Source organism: Pseudomonas sp. MH9.2 (assembly GCF_034353875.1).
GTDB lineage: Bacteria > Pseudomonadota > Gammaproteobacteria > Pseudomonadales > Pseudomonadaceae > Aquipseudomonas.
In genome coordinates this window covers 5,363,223-5,383,383 of the sequence record NZ_CP133784.1, presented here as the reverse complement: position 1 = coordinate 5,383,383, position 20,161 = coordinate 5,363,223, and the positions used below count along the sequence as shown (strand labels likewise).

General features: G+C 47.5%; 18 protein-coding genes and 3 pseudogenes. 6 read left to right on the top strand and 15 right to left on the bottom strand.

Annotation, left to right across the window (positions count from 1 at the left end; translation table 11 throughout):
• Positions 1-72 precede the first annotated feature (72 nt).
• From RHM55_RS24885 to RHM55_RS24875, 3 genes are all read left to right on the top strand, one after another.
• Positions 73-531 (top strand): winged helix-turn-helix domain-containing protein, encoded by a 459-nt coding sequence (locus RHM55_RS24885; protein ID WP_322178781.1) that lies wholly within the window; start codon positions 73-75, stop codon positions 529-531.
• 122 nt (positions 532-653) lie between these two features.
• The gene (locus RHM55_RS24880; RefSeq protein ID WP_322178780.1) at positions 654-776 is read left to right on the top strand and encodes a hypothetical protein; all 123 of its coding nucleotides are present in this window, start codon (positions 654-656) and stop codon (positions 774-776) included.
• Positions 777-1,022: 246 nt separating this feature from the next.
• Positions 1,023-1,184 carry a hypothetical protein gene (locus tag RHM55_RS24875; protein WP_322178779.1) on the top strand — a complete coding sequence of 54 codons (162 nt, stop codon included), beginning with the start codon at positions 1,023-1,025 and terminating at the stop codon, positions 1,182-1,184.
• A gap of 135 nt (positions 1,185-1,319) precedes the next feature.
• Here RHM55_RS24875 and RHM55_RS24870 read toward each other — a convergent pair.
• From RHM55_RS24870 to RHM55_RS24840, 7 genes and pseudogenes are all read right to left on the bottom strand, one after another.
• Positions 1,320-2,888, bottom strand: a pseudogene (locus tag RHM55_RS24870) (IS3 family transposase).
• A 446-nt stretch (positions 2,889-3,334) separates the two neighbouring features.
• Complete coding sequence (locus RHM55_RS24865; protein ID WP_322178778.1) at positions 3,335-3,703, bottom strand: histone-like nucleoid-structuring protein, MvaT/MvaU family; 369 nt, start codon at positions 3,701-3,703, stop codon at positions 3,335-3,337.
• Positions 3,704-5,149: 1,446 nt separating this feature from the next.
• A complete protein-coding gene (gene rfaH / locus RHM55_RS24860; RefSeq protein ID WP_322178777.1) occupies positions 5,150-5,686 on the bottom strand; it encodes a transcription/translation regulatory transformer protein RfaH in 537 nt (178 codons plus the stop codon).
• A 2-nt stretch (positions 5,687-5,688) separates the two neighbouring features.
• Entirely contained in the window at positions 5,689-6,081 is a 393-nt protein-coding gene (locus tag RHM55_RS24855; protein WP_322178776.1) for a hypothetical protein, read from the bottom strand.
• A 56-nt stretch (positions 6,082-6,137) separates the two neighbouring features.
• Positions 6,138-6,758: pseudogene (locus tag RHM55_RS24850) on the bottom strand (sugar phosphate nucleotidyltransferase); the annotation flags it as partial.
• 133 nt (positions 6,759-6,891) lie between these two features.
• Positions 6,892-7,884: an IS5 family transposase gene (locus RHM55_RS24845; protein ID WP_322178775.1), complete on the bottom strand. Its 993-nt coding sequence runs from the start codon at positions 7,882-7,884 to the stop codon at positions 6,892-6,894.
• A 71-nt stretch (positions 7,885-7,955) separates the two neighbouring features.
• Positions 7,956-8,159: pseudogene (locus RHM55_RS24840) on the bottom strand (NTP transferase domain-containing protein); the annotation flags it as partial.
• Positions 8,160-8,977: 818 nt separating this feature from the next.
• Between RHM55_RS24840 and RHM55_RS24835 the strand changes: the two are divergent.
• From RHM55_RS24835 to RHM55_RS24825, 3 genes are all read left to right on the top strand, one after another.
• Positions 8,978-9,604, top strand: a complete 627-nt coding sequence (locus RHM55_RS24835) for a response regulator transcription factor (protein WP_322178774.1) — start codon at positions 8,978-8,980, stop codon at positions 9,602-9,604.
• A 233-nt stretch (positions 9,605-9,837) separates the two neighbouring features.
• Complete coding sequence (gene tnpB, locus RHM55_RS24830; protein ID WP_322178773.1) at positions 9,838-10,182, top strand: IS66 family insertion sequence element accessory protein TnpB; 345 nt, start codon at positions 9,838-9,840, stop codon at positions 10,180-10,182.
• A 288-nt stretch (positions 10,183-10,470) separates the two neighbouring features.
• A complete protein-coding gene (locus RHM55_RS24825) occupies positions 10,471-11,433 on the top strand; it encodes an IS30 family transposase (protein WP_322178772.1) in 963 nt (320 codons plus the stop codon).
• 326 nt (positions 11,434-11,759) lie between these two features.
• On the opposite strand, the gene rfbC is transcribed toward RHM55_RS24825, so the two are convergent.
• From rfbC to RHM55_RS24785, 8 genes are all read right to left on the bottom strand, one after another.
• Positions 11,760-12,302, bottom strand: coding sequence for a dTDP-4-dehydrorhamnose 3,5-epimerase (gene rfbC / locus RHM55_RS24820; protein WP_322178771.1), 543 nt, complete (start codon positions 12,300-12,302; stop codon positions 11,760-11,762).
• Positions 12,302-13,210: a glucose-1-phosphate thymidylyltransferase RfbA gene (gene rfbA / locus RHM55_RS24815; RefSeq protein ID WP_322178770.1), complete on the bottom strand. Its 909-nt coding sequence runs from the start codon at positions 13,208-13,210 to the stop codon at positions 12,302-12,304. Before rfbA ends, rfbC begins: the two co-directional genes overlap by 1 nt.
• A gap of 429 nt (positions 13,211-13,639) precedes the next feature.
• Positions 13,640-14,710, bottom strand: coding sequence for a dTDP-glucose 4,6-dehydratase (gene rfbB, locus RHM55_RS24810; protein WP_322178769.1), 1,071 nt, complete (start codon positions 14,708-14,710; stop codon positions 13,640-13,642).
• Between the two features lie 41 nt (positions 14,711-14,751).
• The gene (locus tag RHM55_RS24805; RefSeq protein WP_322178768.1) at positions 14,752-15,771 is read right to left on the bottom strand and encodes an acyltransferase; all 1,020 of its coding nucleotides are present in this window, start codon (positions 15,769-15,771) and stop codon (positions 14,752-14,754) included.
• 168 nt (positions 15,772-15,939) lie between these two features.
• On the bottom strand, positions 15,940-16,854 hold the full coding sequence (locus tag RHM55_RS24800; RefSeq protein ID WP_322178767.1) for a glycosyltransferase: 915 nt from the start codon (positions 16,852-16,854) through the stop codon (positions 15,940-15,942).
• 17 nt (positions 16,855-16,871) lie between these two features.
• Positions 16,872-18,350 (bottom strand): oligosaccharide flippase family protein, encoded by a 1,479-nt coding sequence (locus RHM55_RS24795; RefSeq protein WP_322178766.1) that lies wholly within the window; start codon positions 18,348-18,350, stop codon positions 16,872-16,874.
• A gap of 55 nt (positions 18,351-18,405) precedes the next feature.
• A complete protein-coding gene (locus RHM55_RS24790; RefSeq protein WP_322178765.1) occupies positions 18,406-18,954 on the bottom strand; it encodes an acyltransferase in 549 nt (182 codons plus the stop codon).
• Between the two features lie 32 nt (positions 18,955-18,986).
• Positions 18,987-20,096: a DegT/DnrJ/EryC1/StrS family aminotransferase gene (locus RHM55_RS24785; protein WP_322178764.1), complete on the bottom strand. Its 1,110-nt coding sequence runs from the start codon at positions 20,094-20,096 to the stop codon at positions 18,987-18,989.
• Between the last annotated feature and the right edge of the window lie 65 nt (positions 20,097-20,161).

The window sequence follows — 20,161 nt, the reverse complement described above, 5'->3', positions numbered from 1 at the left end:
GCAACACTGCAATTTACTGGATGGACAAAAAAACCATTATTCCTCTGCATTTCTCACAGAGAGGGTCCTAACTTGAAGATTTCGATTTTGTCCGAGTACGCTAAATCACTCACACAAAACCAGAGGATAACTGCGAGCTCTGTTATCCACGCACCGAGCATTTCATCGCAGAAATATGTCTTTGATTATGTTCACGCACCCCATATAGATCACGTTAAAATCCAGCACCCCGATCATGAGGCATGGTGGTTTAGCTGCGACCAACAAACCTTGGTCCACGACCGAAAAAAAATCCCGCTCACAAACATAGAGTCGTTGCTAATCAAACAGCTACTCCTTAGCGACCGACGAGTATGTAGCAAGGCAGAGCTCATACTTTGCATCCATCGAGACCCCGCTCACTACCGTGGCCTTGAAATGTGCCTGAGTAGGTTGCAAGAGAAATTCAGTACCTTTTCTAATGGAGAGCGCCTGCTACGATCCGTGAGGAATCGCGGTTATTGCCTAATCCAAAGAATCAAAGTGTCGTAATAATAAAGATCATGTCGCGCCAATAACAAAAAAGTCCGCGTCAATACATCACTTTCTTTACTGCCTTTTTTACAATCTCCAAACTGACTTCATTGCTATTCCCTAGTCAGCCAAGGACATTATTGTCCAGCACTGATGTGCTGCGTTTCGACTCAGTGCGCAACACGTTACTGGCCCGCCTACCCGATGCATTGGGTGGTGCCGACCGGCTCGGCCTCGCGCCTCGCTCGAAGAACTGTCGCTGAAGTCTGGCGAATTCGCAGCGCAGATGCCCCCGGAAGCTCCGCACTATGTATTGATCTGTGATCTGTTGGCGTCTTCGTTGCCAACGACACCAAGGCCCTGAACCTTAGGGATTCATACCTTCAAGATACGTCCACTCAGCGAAACACCCAGCAGCAACACGGCGACAATCAGAAAGGCCAGACTCAGGCTGCTGGCGTGGGCGATGAAGCTAATGAAACGAGCCAATAATTTTTCAAGGGATCATGATGATCGAATCAGACAAGGAAGCGGAGTCTATTGCGCTAATGTCGCGCGACCCGGAAGCTGCACCGCGTGTTGTCAAGGGTCGCGGCCGCGTGAAAGCCGGCGGCTTACCGATCGACAACAACGTCTCCGAAGTGCGACACGAAGTCGATTACAGAAGTTGATCCCACTTGGAGGGAACCACCCGTGTCACCGGGTGAATCTAGAAGACTGAATCAAGACCGCCTTTGGACAATGTAACGATGCACCGCGAGGTGCAGGCGGCGTTTTGCAAGGTAGTTGTCGCGTCAGCTGTGTTTTTATGCGGCTATTTTCAGTGTCGGTAAGTCCCTTTCCGGATTGAGTGTGACAGCACCGATGGGCTGCCAATTGCGTGTCGCACCCGACCAGCGGTGTGGATGCTGATTGCGGGCTTGCTGATACAGCGCATGACGCTTGGCTAAGATCTCTTGATCCTCGCCTCGATGACGCTGTGCCGGGGTCACGAAGCGGATGCGGCTGTGGCGGTGTTGGTGGTTGTACCAGCGGATAAAGTCGCGCACCCAGCTGCGTGCCGCGTCCAAATCTGCAAATCCACCAGTAGGCCATTGCGGGCAATATTTCAGGGTTCTAAACAGCGATTCTGAGTAGGGATTATCGTTGCTCACCCGTGGTCGCCCTCGTGATGGGGCGATGCCGAGTTCGTAAAGTTTGCTCAGCAGCGTCACCGATTTCATCGGTGCGCCGTTGTCCGAGTGCAGCACTAAGGGCCGCCCGGCGCAGCGTTCGGTGAGCACGGTGCGCTGCATCAGTTCAGCCGCCAGCTCGCCAGCTCGCCAGCTCGCCACATTCTTGCTCGTAAACCTCCCAGCCCACAGCCTTTCGGCTGTAGATGTCATCGATCAAATACAGGTAGTAGTACTTCCCACGCACTGGCGATGGCAAGTAGGTGATATCCCAAGACCAGACCTTATTGGCTGTGGTTGCGTGGTGAGTAGTCGGCGTAGCATGCTTGTGCGGTGCATGGCTGCGGCCACGTCGGTGCTGCTGATCAGCTTCCTTCAGGACGCGGTAAAAGGTGGCCTCTGAGGCCAGATAACGGCCTTGATCGGCCAGTATCGGGACGATCTGGCTGGGCGGCAGGCTGACGAATGGCGAGCTGTTGCACACCTCCAAAATAGCGAAACGTTCCTGTTCACTCAGGGCATTGGGCGGTCGCGGGCGTAATGTGGTGGTGCGCACATCGGCCTGCATAACTGGTGTCAGGGCCCAACGTTGCAGGATGCGCAGCGACAGCCCGATCTCCGCGCTGGCAATAGATTTGCGCGCACCAGAAGCAACGGCTTGGTTAAAACGTTCAACGAGTTGTTGCCGTTCTGGCAGCGAGGTCAGACGTCCTCGCTGTCGTTTCCCCAGAAGGCATTCATCTTTTTTCGCAACACCAGAATCGCGGCGGTTTCAGCGAGCGCCTTGTCCTTGCGCCGCAGTTCGCGCTCCAACTCGGCGATGCGTTTTTTGTCGGCGCGCGCCTGTTCTCGCTCGGCCTGGCGCTGTGCCTGGGCTGTCAGCTGGCCACTGATGCAGGCTTGACGCCAAGCGCTAACTTGCTCTGGGTACAAACCCTTGCTGCGACAGTATTCGCTCAGCTCGATCTCGCTCAACGTGGCCGTGTGCAACACAGCTGCGAACTTGGCTTCAGCCGACCAGTTATCGGCACTGCTTTTATCTCCGGGCACCACTGCGCCTCCTGCTTTGAGCTTGGTTCGCCAAGCATACAGGGTGGCTTGAGAGATGCCTTCTTGACGCGACAACGCGGCCACGGACATGTTTTGAGGCGGCAGTAATTTATTGATAAGGGCCGCTTTACGCTCAGGTGAATAGCTCGACATTACAGCTCTCTTTTATGCCCCCGATCTATCGTTTTGATAAATCAGCTCAGGCGACAACTAGCCTGACACCGGGGGCAGGTTATCAATCGCGAGAGCCCCCCCTTCTGGCAGCCATAGCCGAATGAGTACTAAATAGTCGGTACGGTGAACACATGCGAACCCGCATAGAGATAATTACATTGAACGACCGAAAATGGGCTGGATAGAAGTTGAAACATTACTTCACGCGAAGCAAGGATCCCAGCGTAGAACGGCCGGGCTAAAAATATCAACTGAACTTAACCTGACAGTCACTACCGGAAACCCATAACCGCCAGATCAAGTCTGAACTTCTACAACTGAGAGGAGGAAAGGTCTAATTTTCGATTAAGTCGATATTTTTTGCCACTCAAACGGAGACGCCGTTAAAATTAAAATTGTTGCTTACTTCTTCCCTAAGGGCCTACCTATTCCTGAGCCCAGCCCTCTACCGCCTCAGTACCGTACGTCTGCTGCCATTGTTTCAAAATTTTGTGGTTACCACCTTTTGTCTCAATCACTTCTCCCGACTCTGGGTTCTTGTAGCGTTTGAGAACTCTAGCCTTACGTTGCTTTTTCTCACTACCGCCATCTGCGGACGCACGAAGTGACACATTTGGATCAAGAATTACGATAACACTACGAAGATCTTGATTGTACTGCGACATCAATTTTTTCAGTTTGCTTTCAAACTCGATCGATTTCTGAAGGACTGGGTCGTTTTTGAGTATTTCCAGATCTTGAATCTGGCGTGCAAGCTGTTGCTCTAGAGCACGAAATTCTGCGAGACGGGACATGTTTATTTCCTAATTGTAGTTATTCACTATTAAATCAATATAAGGGAACGCCATTATAATTACTCGGACCGTTTTATCAAAACAATCTCATCAAGGTATTGATTCGTAATGCGTAGATACTGGCACCGCGAGGTGCTCTCATAAAGCGCCTCTCCCATTGCGGGATCACTCGGTACAAACCAGCTTTTCAGCTGGTGAGTGCGCAGTGTTGCATCCAGCAAATGAAGCTTGTCGACCGACGCCAACTTTGGAATATTAGAGTTAATACCTAGCGAAAGTAGTCTCCCTAGGCATTACCGCTTCAATGTTGGCAAGAAACCGTTCACAGAGGACTAACTTACACATAATCGAAATCGAAATCGAAAAAGCTCGTCGGACTCATGATAAATTCGGCTAGGTCATCACAATATATTTGAGTACATATGAGCACTTTTTCAAAGCCCCTGAGCAATCATTATATAATGAACCCGCTCATCAATCGTCTGAGATCATATTATCAAGCGTCAACCGACAGCTTTAAATGTATGCGGCACTTCGCTTAATTTCAGATACAAGCGCTGGGTTTTCCGTTCGAAAAATCAAAGCACAACCTAGCTGTAATTTACGAAAAGTCCTACAACTTAACGTGGGCCATGTTATATTTCCACCGGGCACCACTGAATATTATACACAACGACTACATATCTAGTACTCGAAGAAATTCTGAGTCCTATTCAGGACGGGTAAAATTAAAAAAATTAACCAGTCACACTGACTAGGAAGTGCCACATCAACAATGTGAGGCTGTCTCATCTACTATAAGAGCAGGTAATAAAACGACTGACAAGTCTATGATATGAAGAGCCCCACCGTCCCAATTTACTCCAAACGAAGCGGTCGTTCGCCTACCCCAATGATTCACCACAATCAAAACAAACGTCAGCACTAATAACGCAAACGCACGTAAAAAAAACTTCAACATTTGTGACATTGCATTCTCTAATCAAGCTTACTATGGAGTTATATATACAGCAGTTTAAAATCAACCATATTGCTTTTTTGAAGGAGCCACTCTTCAGGTTTACTATAGCGTTAATCTCATACTTTTCGGCCTCAGCCTAAAAACAAGCATGTCGTAGTACCGATACAGCGCTGCAAAGCCTATAGCGCCCCCCAACGACAAAAATACAGGCCAGACACTTATATATTCCCATGCCATGAGACACCAGACGAACACCATCAAAGAGAGCGTTGAAAGTACACTGCATAATAAGAGAGAAAACCCACGGGACGCACAAAGAATATGCGCAAGCGTTACTTTGAGGATTCGCACTTTAAGCTCCTTTAAAACGCCCAGCCTCACGACAGGTATGTCCCGTGGCTACTACGTAATTAGTAACTGAGCACTAACCTATCAATAGAGTCCGGCTCAGGTACGCCTGTCAGCTCCGCTGTTCGGAGGTGTTCTCAACGTCTACTCACAACTGTCAACGGTAGACAGACTCTTTGCTCACGCTGCAGAACGTTCATCAGCAACACCACTCGTTCGTCCCCATCCATTGCCAAAAAGATTGCCTCCAGCTCGGCAAAGGGCCCATCACTAATACGCACCGTCTCACCGTAGGTAAAATCCGCCTGCACTGTGGCTTCGCTGTCGCGCTCATGAAGCCGGGCAATCAGCGCATCACGAACCGCTAGCGGCTTGCCACCAAAGCTGACAATCCGTGATACGCCGCGAGTAGATCGTAGTGGCCCCCAGTTATCATAAGAGCCTAGTTGGATAAACATATAACTCGGAAAGAGAGACTCACGGACATCCTTTCGCAGCCCTCGCGTAACGCGTTCACGACTGTGCTTGGGACGAAAACAGATATACCCTTGGCGGGTCAGATTTATTTCAGCGCGCTCATCCTGGCTCGCCTTGCACTGGATCAAATACCACGCTCTGGAGGTAAGGCTCTCGTCGCCAATCATCTCAACAGCTGTTCCGTTATGTGCCAACATCCTCAGTCCCTTCTCCCGTCTATCTGCTCAAGCAGTTCGGTGGTTTTCTCCTGCATCAACGCGACATCGCCGCGACTTTCCACACACACACAAATTTCGGGTTCGATGGGCGAGAGACGCAGTTTAAAACGCCAATCAGTTAACAGCAGACTTAGCCCTTCCGCCCCATCCATTTCCAACTCCAACGCCAACGCAGCGTGAAGATCCTTGATACGTGCCAACACCACAGACGGATCGTCAACCTTACGGCGTATTTCCCCTGGTGACGGAAACGCCCAAATGCGTTCAACCAACAAAGACCACCGTGCGTGGAAGCAGCCCTGTAAATCATTACCCATGGTGTGGTTGAGTTCGTCTTCGTTTGAAACCGTTGTGCTCATAGCTGCTTCGCTCATACGAATACAAAACCTGATGCCAATTCAACAAACGGCACCTTAGAAAACTGTGCGCATCAGATGCCTTTCGGATATATATGCTCAAAGCAAAAGTGAGTCGCTTCAACAAAACCCTCAGCGCCGCCACAATCAAAGCGTTGACCTTTAAACTTATAAGCCAACACGCAACCATTTTTTGCCTGCTTCATAAGAGCATCAGTGATCTGAATCTCACCGCCCTTCCCTGGTTCTGTATACGCGATCAAATCAAAGATGTCAGGGGTCAAAATATAACGACCAATGATCGCTAGATTGGACGGAGCGTCTTCCGGCTTTGGCTTCTCGACCATGCTGTCAATACGATAAATTCCTTCGCGGATCTCTTCGCCGGCAATAACACCATATTTATGAGTCTGATCGTGCGGTACTTCCTGGATCGCCACGATCGAGCAACGGAAATGCTTGTACAGCTTGAGCATCTGGGCCAAGACACCATCGCCCCCCAAATTCAAACAAAGATCGTCAGCCAACACCACAGCAAAGGGCTCGTCGCCAATCAAAGGACGGCCGCAAAGAATTGCGTGGCCAAGCCCCTTCATCTCCACCTGGCGCGTGTATGAGAAAGTGCAAGTTTCGATCAACTCACGCGTACCAGCCAAGAATTTCTCCTTGTCAGTGCCTCGGATCTGATGCTCTAGGGAAGGTCTGAAATAAGGCCTCCTCTTTCCGGAAAATCGGGCGTCAGGCTCTCAAAAAGAGAGCACTTCGCTGATTTTTTTGAAATATCAATTTTTTTCGATCAATAAGCCTCTTTCAGGCACTTGTTAACCCTTAATTTCCATACTGCGGACGTACCTGTCCTACAGGCTCCATCAAATGTCGGCGCGCCATCCACAGATTCGACAGCGCAAACAGTGTCACCAACTGCGCGGTGTTTTTTACCAGTCCGCGAAACCGCACTTTGGTGTAACCAAACTGGCGTTTGATCACTCGAAACGGATGCTCAACCTTGGCTCGCGTCTGCGATTTTGCGTATTCAATCTTGCGCAGCGCGCGACCAATGACGCTTTGCTCCCCATGCTTGCGACGGCTGCTGGGCCGAGCAGAGATCGACCAGATCATTTCACGCCCTTCATGTTCAGGGCGCTTTTGCACCCCGGTGTAGCCCGCATCGCCACAGATATGGGTCTCTTCTCCATGCAGCAATTGATCGACTAGGGTCACGTCCGCGACATTGGCTGCCGTGCCCACCACGCTGTGCGTCAGGCCCGTATCAGCGTCGACTCCGATGTGCGCTTTCATCCCAAAAAAGTACTGATTGCCTTTTTTGGTCTGGTGCATTTCGGGGTCTCGTTTACCCTCTTTATTCTTGGTCGAGGTCGGTGCGTGAATGATCGTGGCGTCAACAATAGTGCCTTGACGAAGCATCAGCCCTCGGTCACCCAGATAGCCATTGATGACCTCAAGAATGCCCCCGGCGAGATGGTTTTTCTCCAGCAAGCGGCGGAAGTTGAGAGTCGTGGTTTCGTCGGGAATGCGTTCCAGGTTCAACCCCGCGAACTGGCGCAGAATCGTTGTTTCATACAGCGACTCTTCCATGGCCGGGTCGCTGTAACCGAACCAGTTCTGCATCAGATGTACCCGCAACATGGCCATCAACGGATACGCCGGCCGGCCCCCTTCGCCTTTTGGATAATGCGGCTCGATCAAGGCGATCAACCCCTTCCAGGGGACGACCTTGTCCATCTCGCTCAGGAAAATCTCACGGCGGGTTCGCTTACGTTTACCTGCGTACTCAGCATCGGCGAAAGAAATCTGCTTCATGGGGCTTAACCGTTCAGCTCATGTGATGGAGGACATTTCACCAGATTTGGAAACCTTTTTCAGAGTTTCCCTAGCTCGTAGCTGATATCAAAATGATCCTCAAGGGCCCGCTTGCCACGACCGGTCACAATCGCCATGTGCTGCAAACACGCATCACGAGCTTCCTCGACTGCGTACTGGATAAGCGGCTTGTTAACGATTGGCAACATCGCCTTAGTAGCAGGCAAAAAACGCGTGCCGTAACCGGCAGCAGGAAAAAGACATTTACGAATCATGGATCGTCCTTTTTAACGCCAAGAGCATTTGATAACAACATCAGGAAAATTTACTTGCCGCAATAAGCCTTCTACTTACTGGCCCACAGGTGCAGCTTTTCAAACAAATTCTTATACACATAACGACATAGAAAGCATCTAAAATGTTATTTTTTGTCCAATTAAATAATAATGTTATCTATTGTCGCGTTCTGCGATTGGATAAAACCAACGAATTATGGCATTAAGTAGTGGCTGCCATTGTGCGGAAAAACTATTCAATTGCATGGTAGAACACGTAAAGGCTACCCTGCGAAATGAATGATGATGATGAAAATGTTACGCAAGGACTCCACTCTGGGTTCACGAGATATCAATAGGCTCCCTGCATCTAAAACAGTTTAAAATATTATCAAATATCGACTTTAGCCGAGTAATAATATGACCCACACAAGAAACGAGATGGGTAAAACCACATCAAATATCGCTGCAGATGAAGGTATCTTAGACCTGGGCCGGTCTCGTTCTGTATTTCTTTCGAAACATATAGCCACGCATTCCAATTGTATTTATTCTCAACCCCAAGACTCGCTCCTTAAACACTATGATCGACTCAACAACACTGCTCAAATTCTGAAAAGCAGAGCAAAACCGATGATAATAAAAGCGAGACTTCACCTTACCCATTACCAACCCAAGAAAAACGTATAATAGAATGACTATAAAACATGCCAAACCTCCACACACCATATCATGTGCAGTTTTTACAAACGGCATAACTACCAAGCCCTTTAATAGCGCTCAGTGTTTTCAGCAACTGACACTCTTGGAGTAATCACATGAAAACGGCATTGATCGTTGACGATTATCCCTTAATACGCATGGCGGTCAGCATTCTGTTGGAGCGTGAGGGCTTCCAGAACATCATTGAAGTTGACAATGGTGTGGATGCGATTCAGCAGGTCCGCGAACAGTTACCTGATCTTGTAATTCTCGACATTAGCATTCCAAAATTTGATGGTTTGGAAGTCATCATGAGGCTAAGCGCCTTGAGTCTTCGATTAAAGATAGTAGTACTCAGTTCCCAGCCAGCAAGCCTCTATTCTACACGCTGCATGCAGGCAGGCGCAGCAGGTTATGTATGCAAGACCGGTGATTTGGGCGAGTTAGTCAATGCAATAAGAGCAGTGATGTCAGGCTACCACTATTTCCCTAATCTGGCATTCAACTCTGTGAGACGCAGCGATGCTCAGGCAAGCGAGTTAGACTTACTGAACAGGCTGTCTGATCGAGAAATGTCGGTACTCAGGCAACTGGCCTTGGGCAAGTCTAATAAAGAGGTGGGTGTCGATATGGCGCTAAGCAACAAGACCATCAGCACCTACAAAATACGAGTAATGAACAAACTCAATATTGGCACCCTAGTGGAGTTAGCCGACATCGCCAAGCGCAACGCACTTGCCTGACGTTCTATACCCACCTCCCAATAGTGGGTACACACTGAGACATCGCCAGTGCAGGAGAGGCTACAAATGGCTTGACACCTTATCTGACGTGTACATCCAAGGGATTGAGCAACATGCCATTCGAGGAACGACGTAACTAATCCATCATCCGCACATTGAAAGTCGCGAGTTGATCCGCGATGCTGTGCTCCAGTACTTTTTTCAGAAGCCAGCTTCCCATGATAGGACCCGATGTGAAGGTACAAAAAATGTACCTCTACGCCAAACCGGTCGACTTCAGAAAATCCATCGATGGCTTGGCCGTCCTGGTCGAGATGGATATCACAGTAGCGGTATTGGACTCTGTGCTTTTCGTTTTTCTGAATCGTCACCGGAACCGAGTGAAAATCTTTTACTGGGAGTGCAACGGTTTTTGTCTTTGCCTCAAGCGCATGGAGTCTGAACGTTTCAAAACCGCGCCCGACTTCACCGACGAGCCCATCGCGCTGACTGTCCAGGAACTGAACTGGCTGTTGGGCAGTTTTAACCTGTGGCGCAACCACCCGCATAACGTTTTAATCCCTCAATGTGTCGCGTGATCGCGATATAATCCTGGCCTCAACTTAATGACAGGCGGCCACCCTGATAATTCTGTTTAACTTAAGTAAATGTTGCTTTAGATGTTAGGCCAACGCCCGTTCGGCAATGTAAAGGCATACGCCCATGAGCTGGCTAACAACACGGCTCAACTAACTATTCTGATCGCGCTGCCGAACCTATAGATAACACCCCCTGAATTCATAGAATAACTGCAACGCTTGAAACGAGAGGCAGAGAGCCAGCCACCGGTAGAATCCAGGCTCTCACACCAAAGGATTCAAGCGCAGATGACCACGCCTTACCGGCAGCTGACTCAGGGCCAACGTTACCAGATTGAAGCGGGTCTGAGGGCTAAAGAGAGCCAAGCAAATATTGCTAAACAGGTGGGCGTGCACCCTTCGACGATTAGTCGTGAGGTTCGCCGCAACCGTTCTGAAAATGTTTACGAGGCGGTTTCGGCGACCCATGAAAGTGATGTCCGGCGCGCCGGGGCTCGGAAGTTTTGCAAACCGGTTACCTGGTTGAGTCATCACCTTGCGATATGGCTCAACCATGGAATGAGCCCAGAGCAGATTTGTCATCGGCTCAAGCAAGAGCGACCAGATCAGGCGGTCAGTCATGAGTGGATTTATCGGTTTATTGCCACCGACAAACAGGGCGGAGGCGAGCTTTATACGCATCTGCGGCACCGTCGAAAGCGTTACCGTAAACGCTATGGAAGCCACGACCGGCGGGGACAGTTGCGAAATCGGGTGTCGATCACCGAACGTCCTGCTGAGGTCGAAACTCGAGAACGGCTGGGCGACTGGGAAGGTGACACAGTGCATGGGGTGGGCGGTAATTTGGTCACTCTGGTTGAGCGTAAAAGCGGCTATCTGAGCGCTTACCCGGTCAAGCGCTCAGATAGCCGCCAAGTCACTCGGGCGATCAATTTACAGTTCAATGGGCATGTGGTGCATACGTTGACGCTGGACAACGGCAAGGAGTTTGCCGGCCATGAGCGCATCGCGAACAAGAGCCGTTGCCAGGTCTATTTTGCCGACCCGTATTCGTCGTGCCAGCGCGGCACGAATGAAAATACCAACGGTTTGCTCCGCCAGTATTTTCCCAAAGGCAGTGACTTCAGCAAGCTGACGGTTGCTGCTGTAAACCGTGTGGTCGCGCAGATAAATTTACGCCCTCGCAAACGCCTGGGCTGGAAGACACCGTATGAAGTCTATGCGGGGGTGAGCGTTGCACTTATGTGTTGAATTCAGGCACGAAAATGTTTAACGGGTATGGGCTAAGTGCGTCTGATAAATATGAAGCAAGGCTGAAAGCCTGCTCACTCGTCACTTGGCATAAAATATACGAAAGAGAACGCAATAGCCCGAGCTTTAAATGACTAATTCCATGGCAGGCCGAAGTTACTTGGAGTTTCCGTAGAGAGCAGATCCCACAAGCTCAGTAGTGTCCGCCGAATCCAGTTCTGAACGGCGCTTTTGTCTATTCGGTGATCCCAAGCTATCGAGGACACTGCGTGATCCTCCATTTCCTAAGCCGCACCATGCCGGCAAATCCCCAAGTACTACCCGTTTTACCCAACTCCCATCAACAAGTCACGCAAGCGGGGGTAGTGCTGGTCCTTGGCTGACAATTGCAGCTCGCCCACCGGCCATGGAATCTTCAGGTCGGGATCGCACCATAGAAGCCCACCCTCATCATCAGGAAAATACAGATCAGTGCATTTGTACTGAAAATCTGCCACCTCGCTGAGCACACAGAAGCCATGGGCATAGCCCGGGGGAATCCACATCTGCCTATGATTCTCATCATTCAATTCAACGCCAACAAACTGTCCGCAGGTTGGAGAACCCGGCTGGATGTCCACCACCACGTCATACACCGCGCCGCGGCTAACACCCACCAGCTTACCCTGAGGCCGCGAACGCTGGAAATGTAAACCACGCAAAACACCTCGCGGCGAGCGTGAGTAATTGTCCTGCACGAACGGCAACTCGATACCAATCTCGCGATATCGCTCAGTCTGAAAAGTCTCGATGAAAAAACCACGATGATCGCCAAATACTCTGGGCTCAATGATCAAAACACCCGGTAACACCGTTTCGATCACTTTCATTACACAACGTCCTCAATGAGCAAGCGTTGCAGATACTGTCCATAGCCTGTCTTGCTCAAGGCTTGAGCCTGGATAGCTAGTTGTTCTGCGCTGAGCCAGCCTTGGTTAAAAGCGATCTCCTCCAAACAGGCCACCTTCAACCCCTGACGGGCCTCGATGGTATGCACGAACTGACTGGCCTCCATAAGCGAATCATGGGTCCCTGTATCCAGCCAAGCAAAACCGCGTCCCAGCAGACTCACCTGCAATTGACCGCGCAGCAGATAGGCATTATTCAAATCGGTAATTTCCAGTTCTCCACGTGCAGATGGTTTCACTTGTCGGGCCAGCTCCACCACGGCATTATCGTAAAAATACAACCCTGTAACCGCGTAGCTTGACTTAGGCTGAAGTGGTTTTTCCTCAATGGAAAGCGCCTTACCCTCAGCATCAAACTCGACCACGCCAAAACGCTCTGGATCGCTGACATGATAGCCGAACACTGTCGCGCCGCATTGACTATTAGCAGCTTTTAGCAGCATGGCGCTGAACCCGTAACCATAGAATATGTTATCGCCTAGAATCAAACACACATCACTATTACCTATAAAAGCCTCACCGATGAGAAAGGCTTGGGCCAAGCCATCCGGCGAGGGCTGCTCGGCATAGCCAAGCTCAATACCAAATTCGGAGCCATCACCCAGTAACTTTCGAAAGTTGGGTAAATCTTCCGGCGTAGAAATAATCAGCACTTCGCGAATACCCGCCAACATCAGCACCGACAAGGGATAATAGATCATGGGTTTATCATATACAGGCAGTAGTTGCTTGGAGACACCGCGAGTAATTGGATGAAGTCGGCTGCCCGAACCGCCTGCGAGGATGATACCCTTGCGAGGCGTGACAACACTGGAAATAAGGCAGGTCATAGCATGCTCCAATAATTATAAAAAAACCGACGTCAGCAGGGTGAGAGGAATACGAACCAGGCCTCTACTACTATAGAACTTAATACTATATCTTAGTAGAAACTCAAAAGACGTCCGACACAGAAACAAACTTATAAATTAAACTACCGAACATGAAAACCATTTAGACATCGAACCACTTGATCCTCATAGCCTCATTAGGCCACTACAAATACTGATCACGTTTAAAAACAAGACATGCACGGTAGACAAATATGATTTATCTATAATCGCAAAGCGATAACGGCCCAAATCCTAGTCATCGCGAACCATAGACAGCGCACAGCACGGCAGCGAGATATCGACAACAGTATCGGTGAGTAGCAATCAGCCTCCCGCAGCCAAGGAAATAATTAAACTCTTTTCAAAGTTCCCATGACTGCATGCACATTAATCGCCAATTCGGCCCAACTGGTATTCACCGTTGAGTACGCGATGCCACCACTGAGGGTTTTCCAGATACCACCGCACTGTCTTCCGAATACCGCTCTCAAAAGTTTCCAGCGGCATCCAACCCAGTTCGTGCTGGATTTTCGACGCATCTATCGCATAGCGCCTATCATGGCCGGGCCTATCCTTGACGAAACTTATCAGCTCTTTATAAGTGCGTGACGTGCCGCCATCGGCACTCAGAGGCACAAACTCATCCAGTAACGCGCAGATTGTCTCTACCACCTGAAGATTGGGCTTCTCGTTATGTCCACCTATATTGTAGGTCTCACCTACTCCTCCCTTGCTCAACACCAAAGCTAATGCCCGGGCATGGTCATCCACATACAACCAGTCGCGAATCTGCGAGCCATCACCGTAAACCGGTAGTGGCTTGCCCGCCAAAGCGTTGAGAATAATGTGGGGGATTAGCTTCTCTGGGAAGTGGTAGGGCCCATAGTTATTCGAGCAATTACTGATTAATACTGGCAAGCCATAGGTTCGATACCAGGCACGCACCAAATGATCGGAGCTGGCCTTGGACGCAGAATAAGGTGAACTGGGCGCGTATGGTGTGCTTTCCGTAAACAGATCATCAGCCCCCTGTAGGTCACCGAAAACCTCATCTGTGGAAATATGCTGAAAGCGAAAGGTGGGCTGCTCAGCTAACGGCAATGCGTTCCAGTAACGTCTGGTCGCTTCCAAAAGGCTATAGGTACCTACAATATTAGTCTGGATAAACGCCGCAGGACCATCGATAGAACGGTCGACATGACTCTCGGCAGCCAAGTGCATAACCGCATCGGGTTTAAAACTGGAAAATATCCAGTCAAGTGCCGCCTCATTGCAAATATCAACCTGATAAAAGAGGTAACGCGGGGAACCGGTCACCGCAGCCAAAGACTCAAGGTTTCCTGCGTAGGTCAGATTGTCAATATTAACAACTTGCCAATCAGTGGTCTGCAGAATATGCCGTATTAGGGCCGAGCCAATAAAGCCTGCTCCGCCAGTAATTAGGATTTTTTTGCTCATTTATTATCTACCGGTTGACTAAACTTTAGTATCGCTACTGTTTAGTTTTTAATAAGAGACCTAAAAAACCTATTAGCAGGTTTTTCAAAAAAAACATGCACAGATACAGAAACCAGCACCAACACCACCAAATAACATAAAAAACTCAACGTATCATTACCTATAAAAGGCAGCACTGTTCTCTTTAAAACCCCATGCACTGGAACTTGAAACAGGTACAATGCATAGCTCGCCTCGCCCAACAAGATCATCTTCCTGTTTTTAAGAAAACCCAATTCATCATTGTTAATTGCGACCACCAGTATCAACAATAGAAAAACAGGTGAAAGCAAACCATTTGCTGTATTTACATATGCATTGATAACCTGACAGTATTCCAACACAACAGCACAAAAAAGCAAGCATGCGACTACAAATCCAAGCCCCCTAAACCGTTTCAAAAAGGCCGGCTGTTCTATAAATAACTTACCCCCTACGATACCTAGAATAAATCCTGGCAAATGCATCGGCGGAAAATAACTTAAGAAATTATCACCGCGCCAGTCCCCATCCAGAATGACTGCGCCGATCACTTGAGTAGCCAACCAAACAGCGAAACTTTGTAGACACAATACAGAGACGGACCGCCCATTACTATTCACAAAATGGAATATAAAATGAAACGAGACATAAAAAAACATTTCCACCGAAAGCGACCAGCCCGGTGAATTTAATACAAGAGCGTAACCGGGCACCCATGATTGCAGAAAAAAAATACTCAGCAAAAAATCAGAAGTATAAAGTTTACCCTGTATATAGCTCGAAAAAACAACTAAAGACAAAGCCATAAAATAAGCAGGGGCAATACGAGTAATGCGGCTGAACATAAACTCTGTAGACGAAAAAATACGACCCTTATAAGCGATAGACAATACGAACCCTGAGAGCACAAAAAAGAAGGTTACCATCTCCGGACCACGAATAAGAAAACCCGGTAAATAGTTCAATTCTCTACCAAAGTGAAAAATGACGACTATAATCGCTGCTGTAAATCGAAAGTGAGTCAACGCTAATATTTTCATGAGAGCCTAATAATCTAACGGGGGCAAATACATTTGTCATTGAAACTCTATGACAACCGGATCTAAATACCGCTCTAATGGAGCGTCGTATTTTATTTCAGAATATTTGCATGCCGTTCAATTCCAACACCATTATCAGAAGAAAATACATACCTTACCCATCGAAAATTAATCTTTAAATATGAGTCTCATTTTACTTCGCAACCAATAAATGGCTTCCCCTCCTGGGAGGTATCTAATCCACTCTCGAGTACAAACATCCAACAGTTTTTTCCTAAAAAAGCTCGCCAACTCACTATTCCCAACGCGCTTATAGTATGACATTAAAGCCGCATAAGTAGAGATTGACATATCTACCCTTGCGCTCCGACTCGATTTAGAATGTAAACCCGCACTGTGTACTCTATATCGACTAGGCCGCTCAGTAGGCAAGTATTTACCCTTGCCGTGATGACCTAAAAGAGACCATATAAATAAATCTCCGTACTTAGCCATCGCGGCCTCTGGAGGCACAGTGATTATATTTCTAAAGCAACTTGTCAATGTATAAATAGACGGTGATTCTTTCATCTGATCAGCAGACAAGTCTCTACGGACGCCCCGATAATCAAACGCTACATCCCCAAACTCATCAAACGGCTGACAGTCTGAATAAACAACGGAGTACGTTAGGTTATTCTCTAAAAAATCGACTTGTTCCTGGAGTTTGGTGGAATCAACCCAATAGTCATCGCCCTCACAAAAAGCAATATACTTACCATCGCAAGACGTCATGCCATGTGAAAGAACATTGCCCGCGCACGAATAAATGTTAACGTCCTGAAATACCAGCTTTATTATTCGTGGGTATTTTTTCTTGTAACCTAAAATCAATTCCTGCGTCTTATCAGTAGACGCATCGTCATGAAAAACTATTTGAAAAGGATATTTAGTTGATTGTTTTAAAAAACCGCAAATTGCGTCTTCAATAAAGGAAGCGTGATTATATGTAAGACAAAGAACACTGACCAATGGCTTATTATTATCCCACCCATCCATTATCTTGCTTTCAGATCGTAGCACCTTGTTTTTTCCAGAATTCATTGAAGCACCATGTATTTTTAGTGATTATTAAATGCAGAGAATTTCCCATTCTTAAAAGCAATAACTGCAATCGGTATGGCTATGGAAAACGAAATAAGACCCAAAACCGAAAAATTTATAAAGCTGCTCATACGATCATTGCTATATGGCAGTATATAAGAGCCCAACCATAGCCCTATAGAAACCGGAACCAAAATAATTAGCACATCAAACGTAAGCCAGTTTTTGTGCAAGCCCGGTGCAAGTCTATGATGTACGTAGGCAGTCCAGATAAACAGATAAGCACAATTGAAACCAATCCAGACCCAACCTGCACCTATGGCACCATAATGTGATGCCACATAAAAAATTACTGGCACCAGCAGCAAGGCCATTCCTGCATTGCCTATCAAATGCAACCGCAAATTACCAATCGCATATTGCAGATAATAAGGGAATGCACCCACTACTAACAACCCATAGCCCAGCGCGTATAGCTTTAAAATAGGCGCTGATTTATTGGCCGTGACTATATCGCCACTCCAGGCATATAGTAACGATTCTGCGCCAAATGTCAGAGTCAGCGATGTCACACCGGCGGTCAAACAAACCATTTTCGTCGCTGCACAATATAGCTCTAGTAACTCTTTTCTCCGATTCTGTGCATGTAATCTTGCCATGCGCGGCATTATGATATTGCTGATCGGGCCGCTTACAAGTAGTATCCCGCCAGCAACCACCACAGCAAGAGAAAAATAACCATACTCATTCAAAGGTAGCACGCCGGATAAAACCATTTTGTCTGCTTGAGTAACCAATAACCAGACGAACGAGGTAAATGCTACACTTAAAGAAAACTTTAGGACCGGCATGATTGGTTTGAATGACCAACCAATTGATTCCGTTTTTTTTATTTTAGGCAATAACGTATAACACTTCCAAGTCAGAACAGAAAACTCTAACAACACGGCAATAAGTTGATGTAAGAAAAATACAACAGGAGTAAACCCAAAAAAATACATACTTATAAAAACAGTTACTGATCTCAGGGTTGCAAAAAAAGCATAGCATCCCCCAAGCCATACAAGCTGCTCAGCACCTGTTATAGCACCTTTATATAAACCACCCGCCCAGCGTAACGCAACGCTGAAGATCATGACTTGAATGGCTAATATTACTTCACTGATTGGAATGTCAGTCACATGGAGCCAGCGTGTTGCCAACAATTCAGAAAAAAACCATAGGCACCCGCCTCCCAATACTGCCACGCTCAAAAAAACGCTGCTCAGTGCACGGAAGAGCTTACGATAACTAAGTGCCGTAATAGCGCCGCCATAATATCGCGCTGTTTCACGGCTGATCGTTGGAGTCAACCCTAAATCGAGCAAAATAAACCAGGTTTGCAACATGGTGAAAAATGCTACCAAACCATAAGCTTCCGCTCCCATATGCTTAATATATAAAGGAAGAACCAGAATACCTACTAGTGCAACATAGATCTGGCTAGTGTAATTCACCATAATATTCAATTTTAGTGACAATGTAATAGCCGCTCGCTTTAGACAAATACTATTACTGACTAAGCTTCTCATTCACGTTGAAGAGAAACTGTCGCTCTAACTCCAGTACATCTCTTTTTCGCTCCTTGATGCGTTTAGCCGGCACGCCTGAGTACACCCCAAAAGCTTTGCAGCTTTTAGATACTAAACTCAATGCCCCGACGGCCACGCCTTCATCAAGGACTACACCAGGGAGAAGGACACTACTCGCACCAATAATCACATGTCGGCCAACGACAACATCCGCATCATGAACATTAGTGAACTCATTAGGAATCATCGGATTCGTCATGCTTAAACCACTGTAGTCATCACAACTGCTATAAATTGAAACTCTCGATGAAAGACCGCTAAAGTCATGCAAGCTGATTTTCCCGGCACCGATTAAAAAACTATATACGGCAATATGAATATGGCTACCGATCACTATTCCACCAGCGCCCGCCGAAAGCACACAAAAGTCATCAATCCGTACATTGTCACCTATGATAATATTGGCGCAGTTGTAATAAGATGCTTTGTCGGAAAGCTGTGGACTCGCACCAACACTTGCAAATCCCATGCTCTCTATTTCCTGTCTATTCAAGAGTCCCATTATGTTCTCTCTATTACATTAATAATCCGTGCGAGATCATCGTTGGTCATGGCGGGATATATTGGCAAACATAAAACCTTTCCGGAAATCTCGTTAGCAACAGGCAGATTGTTACGCTTTGCAGATGGCATGCCACGATACATAGGAAACTCGCTAATTAGCGGAAAAAAATAGCGACGTGTGAATATGTTCTTAACCTTCATTAGCTCATACAATTCGTCACGACTGAGCGGGTAGTCTGGCTCGACTAGAATCGGGAAATAGGAGTAATTAGCAGTTTTTTGTCCAATCGTTTCTACAACCCTAATACCTTTGATATTTTTCAAATGCTCTCGGTAAATCTGGTCAATTTCATGGCGCCGAACCATAATTCGATCAATATGCTGCAATTGCAGGAGACCAAAAGCCGCATTTATTTCACTCATCTTTCCGTTGATGCCAGGCGCTACCACTGTGACTTCATCAACGATGCCAAAGTTTTTTAAATTATTGATTCTTTGCTTAGTTTTTGCATCCGGGCAAACTATTGCCCCCCCTTCAAATGTGTTGAACACTTTAGTGGCATGAAAACTCAACGTACAGAGATCGCCATGGCGCAGAATACTTCCACCCTGATCACGCACTCCAAAAGCGTGAGCACCATCATAGATAACCCGCAAATTGTAGTTGTCCGCGATTTTTTGGATAGCCTCTACAGAGCAGGAGTTACCGTAACAATGTACCGGCATAATGGCCGTAGTCTGCGGAGTAATAGCAGCCTCAATTTTTGCCGGATCAAGATTGAGGGTGAGCGGATCGATATCCACGAACACGGGCTTAATACCGTTCCACAATAGAGAGTGGGCAGTAGCCACAAAAGAATATGGAGTAGTAATAACTTCCCCTGTGATCCTCAAGGCCTGCAGCGCCGTAAGCAGCGCAATAGTGCCATTATTGAACAGAGCAATATGTTCAACACCAAGATAGTCACATAACGCTTCTTCGAGCTGCTGATGCATTGGTCCGCAATTTGTTAGAATTTTATTATCCCATATCTGTTCAAGATAAGGAATGAATTCGGCAATCGGCGGCATGTAGGGCTGGGTTACATAAACTGGAGTTTCACTCATGTATAAATATCCATGTTTGACGGACAACTGGACACCCGTTAGCAACTGATATTTCAGACGGAGTT

Excerpts from the sequence above, each read along its gene's own strand:
- RHM55_RS24875 (WP_322178779.1), top strand. The coding sequence starts at position 1,023 with ATGATCGAATCAGACAAGGAAGCGGAGTCTATTGCGCTAATGTCGCGC.
- RHM55_RS24865 (WP_322178778.1), bottom strand. The coding sequence starts at position 3,703 with ATGTCCCGTCTCGCAGAATTTCGTGCTCTAGAGCAACAGCTTGCACGC.
- rfaH (WP_322178777.1), bottom strand. The coding sequence starts at position 5,686 with ATGTTGGCACATAACGGAACAGCTGTTGAGATGATTGGCGACGAGAGC.
- RHM55_RS24855 (WP_322178776.1), bottom strand. The coding sequence starts at position 6,081 with ATGAGCGAAGCAGCTATGAGCACAACGGTTTCAAACGAAGACGAACTC.
- RHM55_RS24845 (WP_322178775.1), bottom strand. The coding sequence starts at position 7,884 with ATGAAGCAGATTTCTTTCGCCGATGCTGAGTACGCAGGTAAACGTAAG.
- RHM55_RS24835 (WP_322178774.1), top strand. The coding sequence starts at position 8,978 with ATGAAAACGGCATTGATCGTTGACGATTATCCCTTAATACGCATGGCG.
- RHM55_RS24825 (WP_322178772.1), top strand. The coding sequence starts at position 10,471 with ATGACCACGCCTTACCGGCAGCTGACTCAGGGCCAACGTTACCAGATT.
- rfbC (WP_322178771.1), bottom strand. The coding sequence starts at position 12,302 with ATGAAAGTGATCGAAACGGTGTTACCGGGTGTTTTGATCATTGAGCCC.
- rfbA (WP_322178770.1), bottom strand. The coding sequence starts at position 13,210 with ATGACCTGCCTTATTTCCAGTGTTGTCACGCCTCGCAAGGGTATCATC.
- rfbB (WP_322178769.1), bottom strand. The coding sequence starts at position 14,710 with ATGAGCAAAAAAATCCTAATTACTGGCGGAGCAGGCTTTATTGGCTCG.
- RHM55_RS24805 (WP_322178768.1), bottom strand. The coding sequence starts at position 15,771 with ATGAAAATATTAGCGTTGACTCACTTTCGATTTACAGCAGCGATTATA.
- RHM55_RS24800 (WP_322178767.1), bottom strand. The coding sequence starts at position 16,854 with ATGAATTCTGGAAAAAACAAGGTGCTACGATCTGAAAGCAAGATAATG.
- RHM55_RS24790 (WP_322178765.1), bottom strand. The coding sequence starts at position 18,954 with ATGGGATTTGCAAGTGTTGGTGCGAGTCCACAGCTTTCCGACAAAGCA.
- RHM55_RS24785 (WP_322178764.1), bottom strand. The coding sequence starts at position 20,096 with ATGAGTGAAACTCCAGTTTATGTAACCCAGCCCTACATGCCGCCGATT.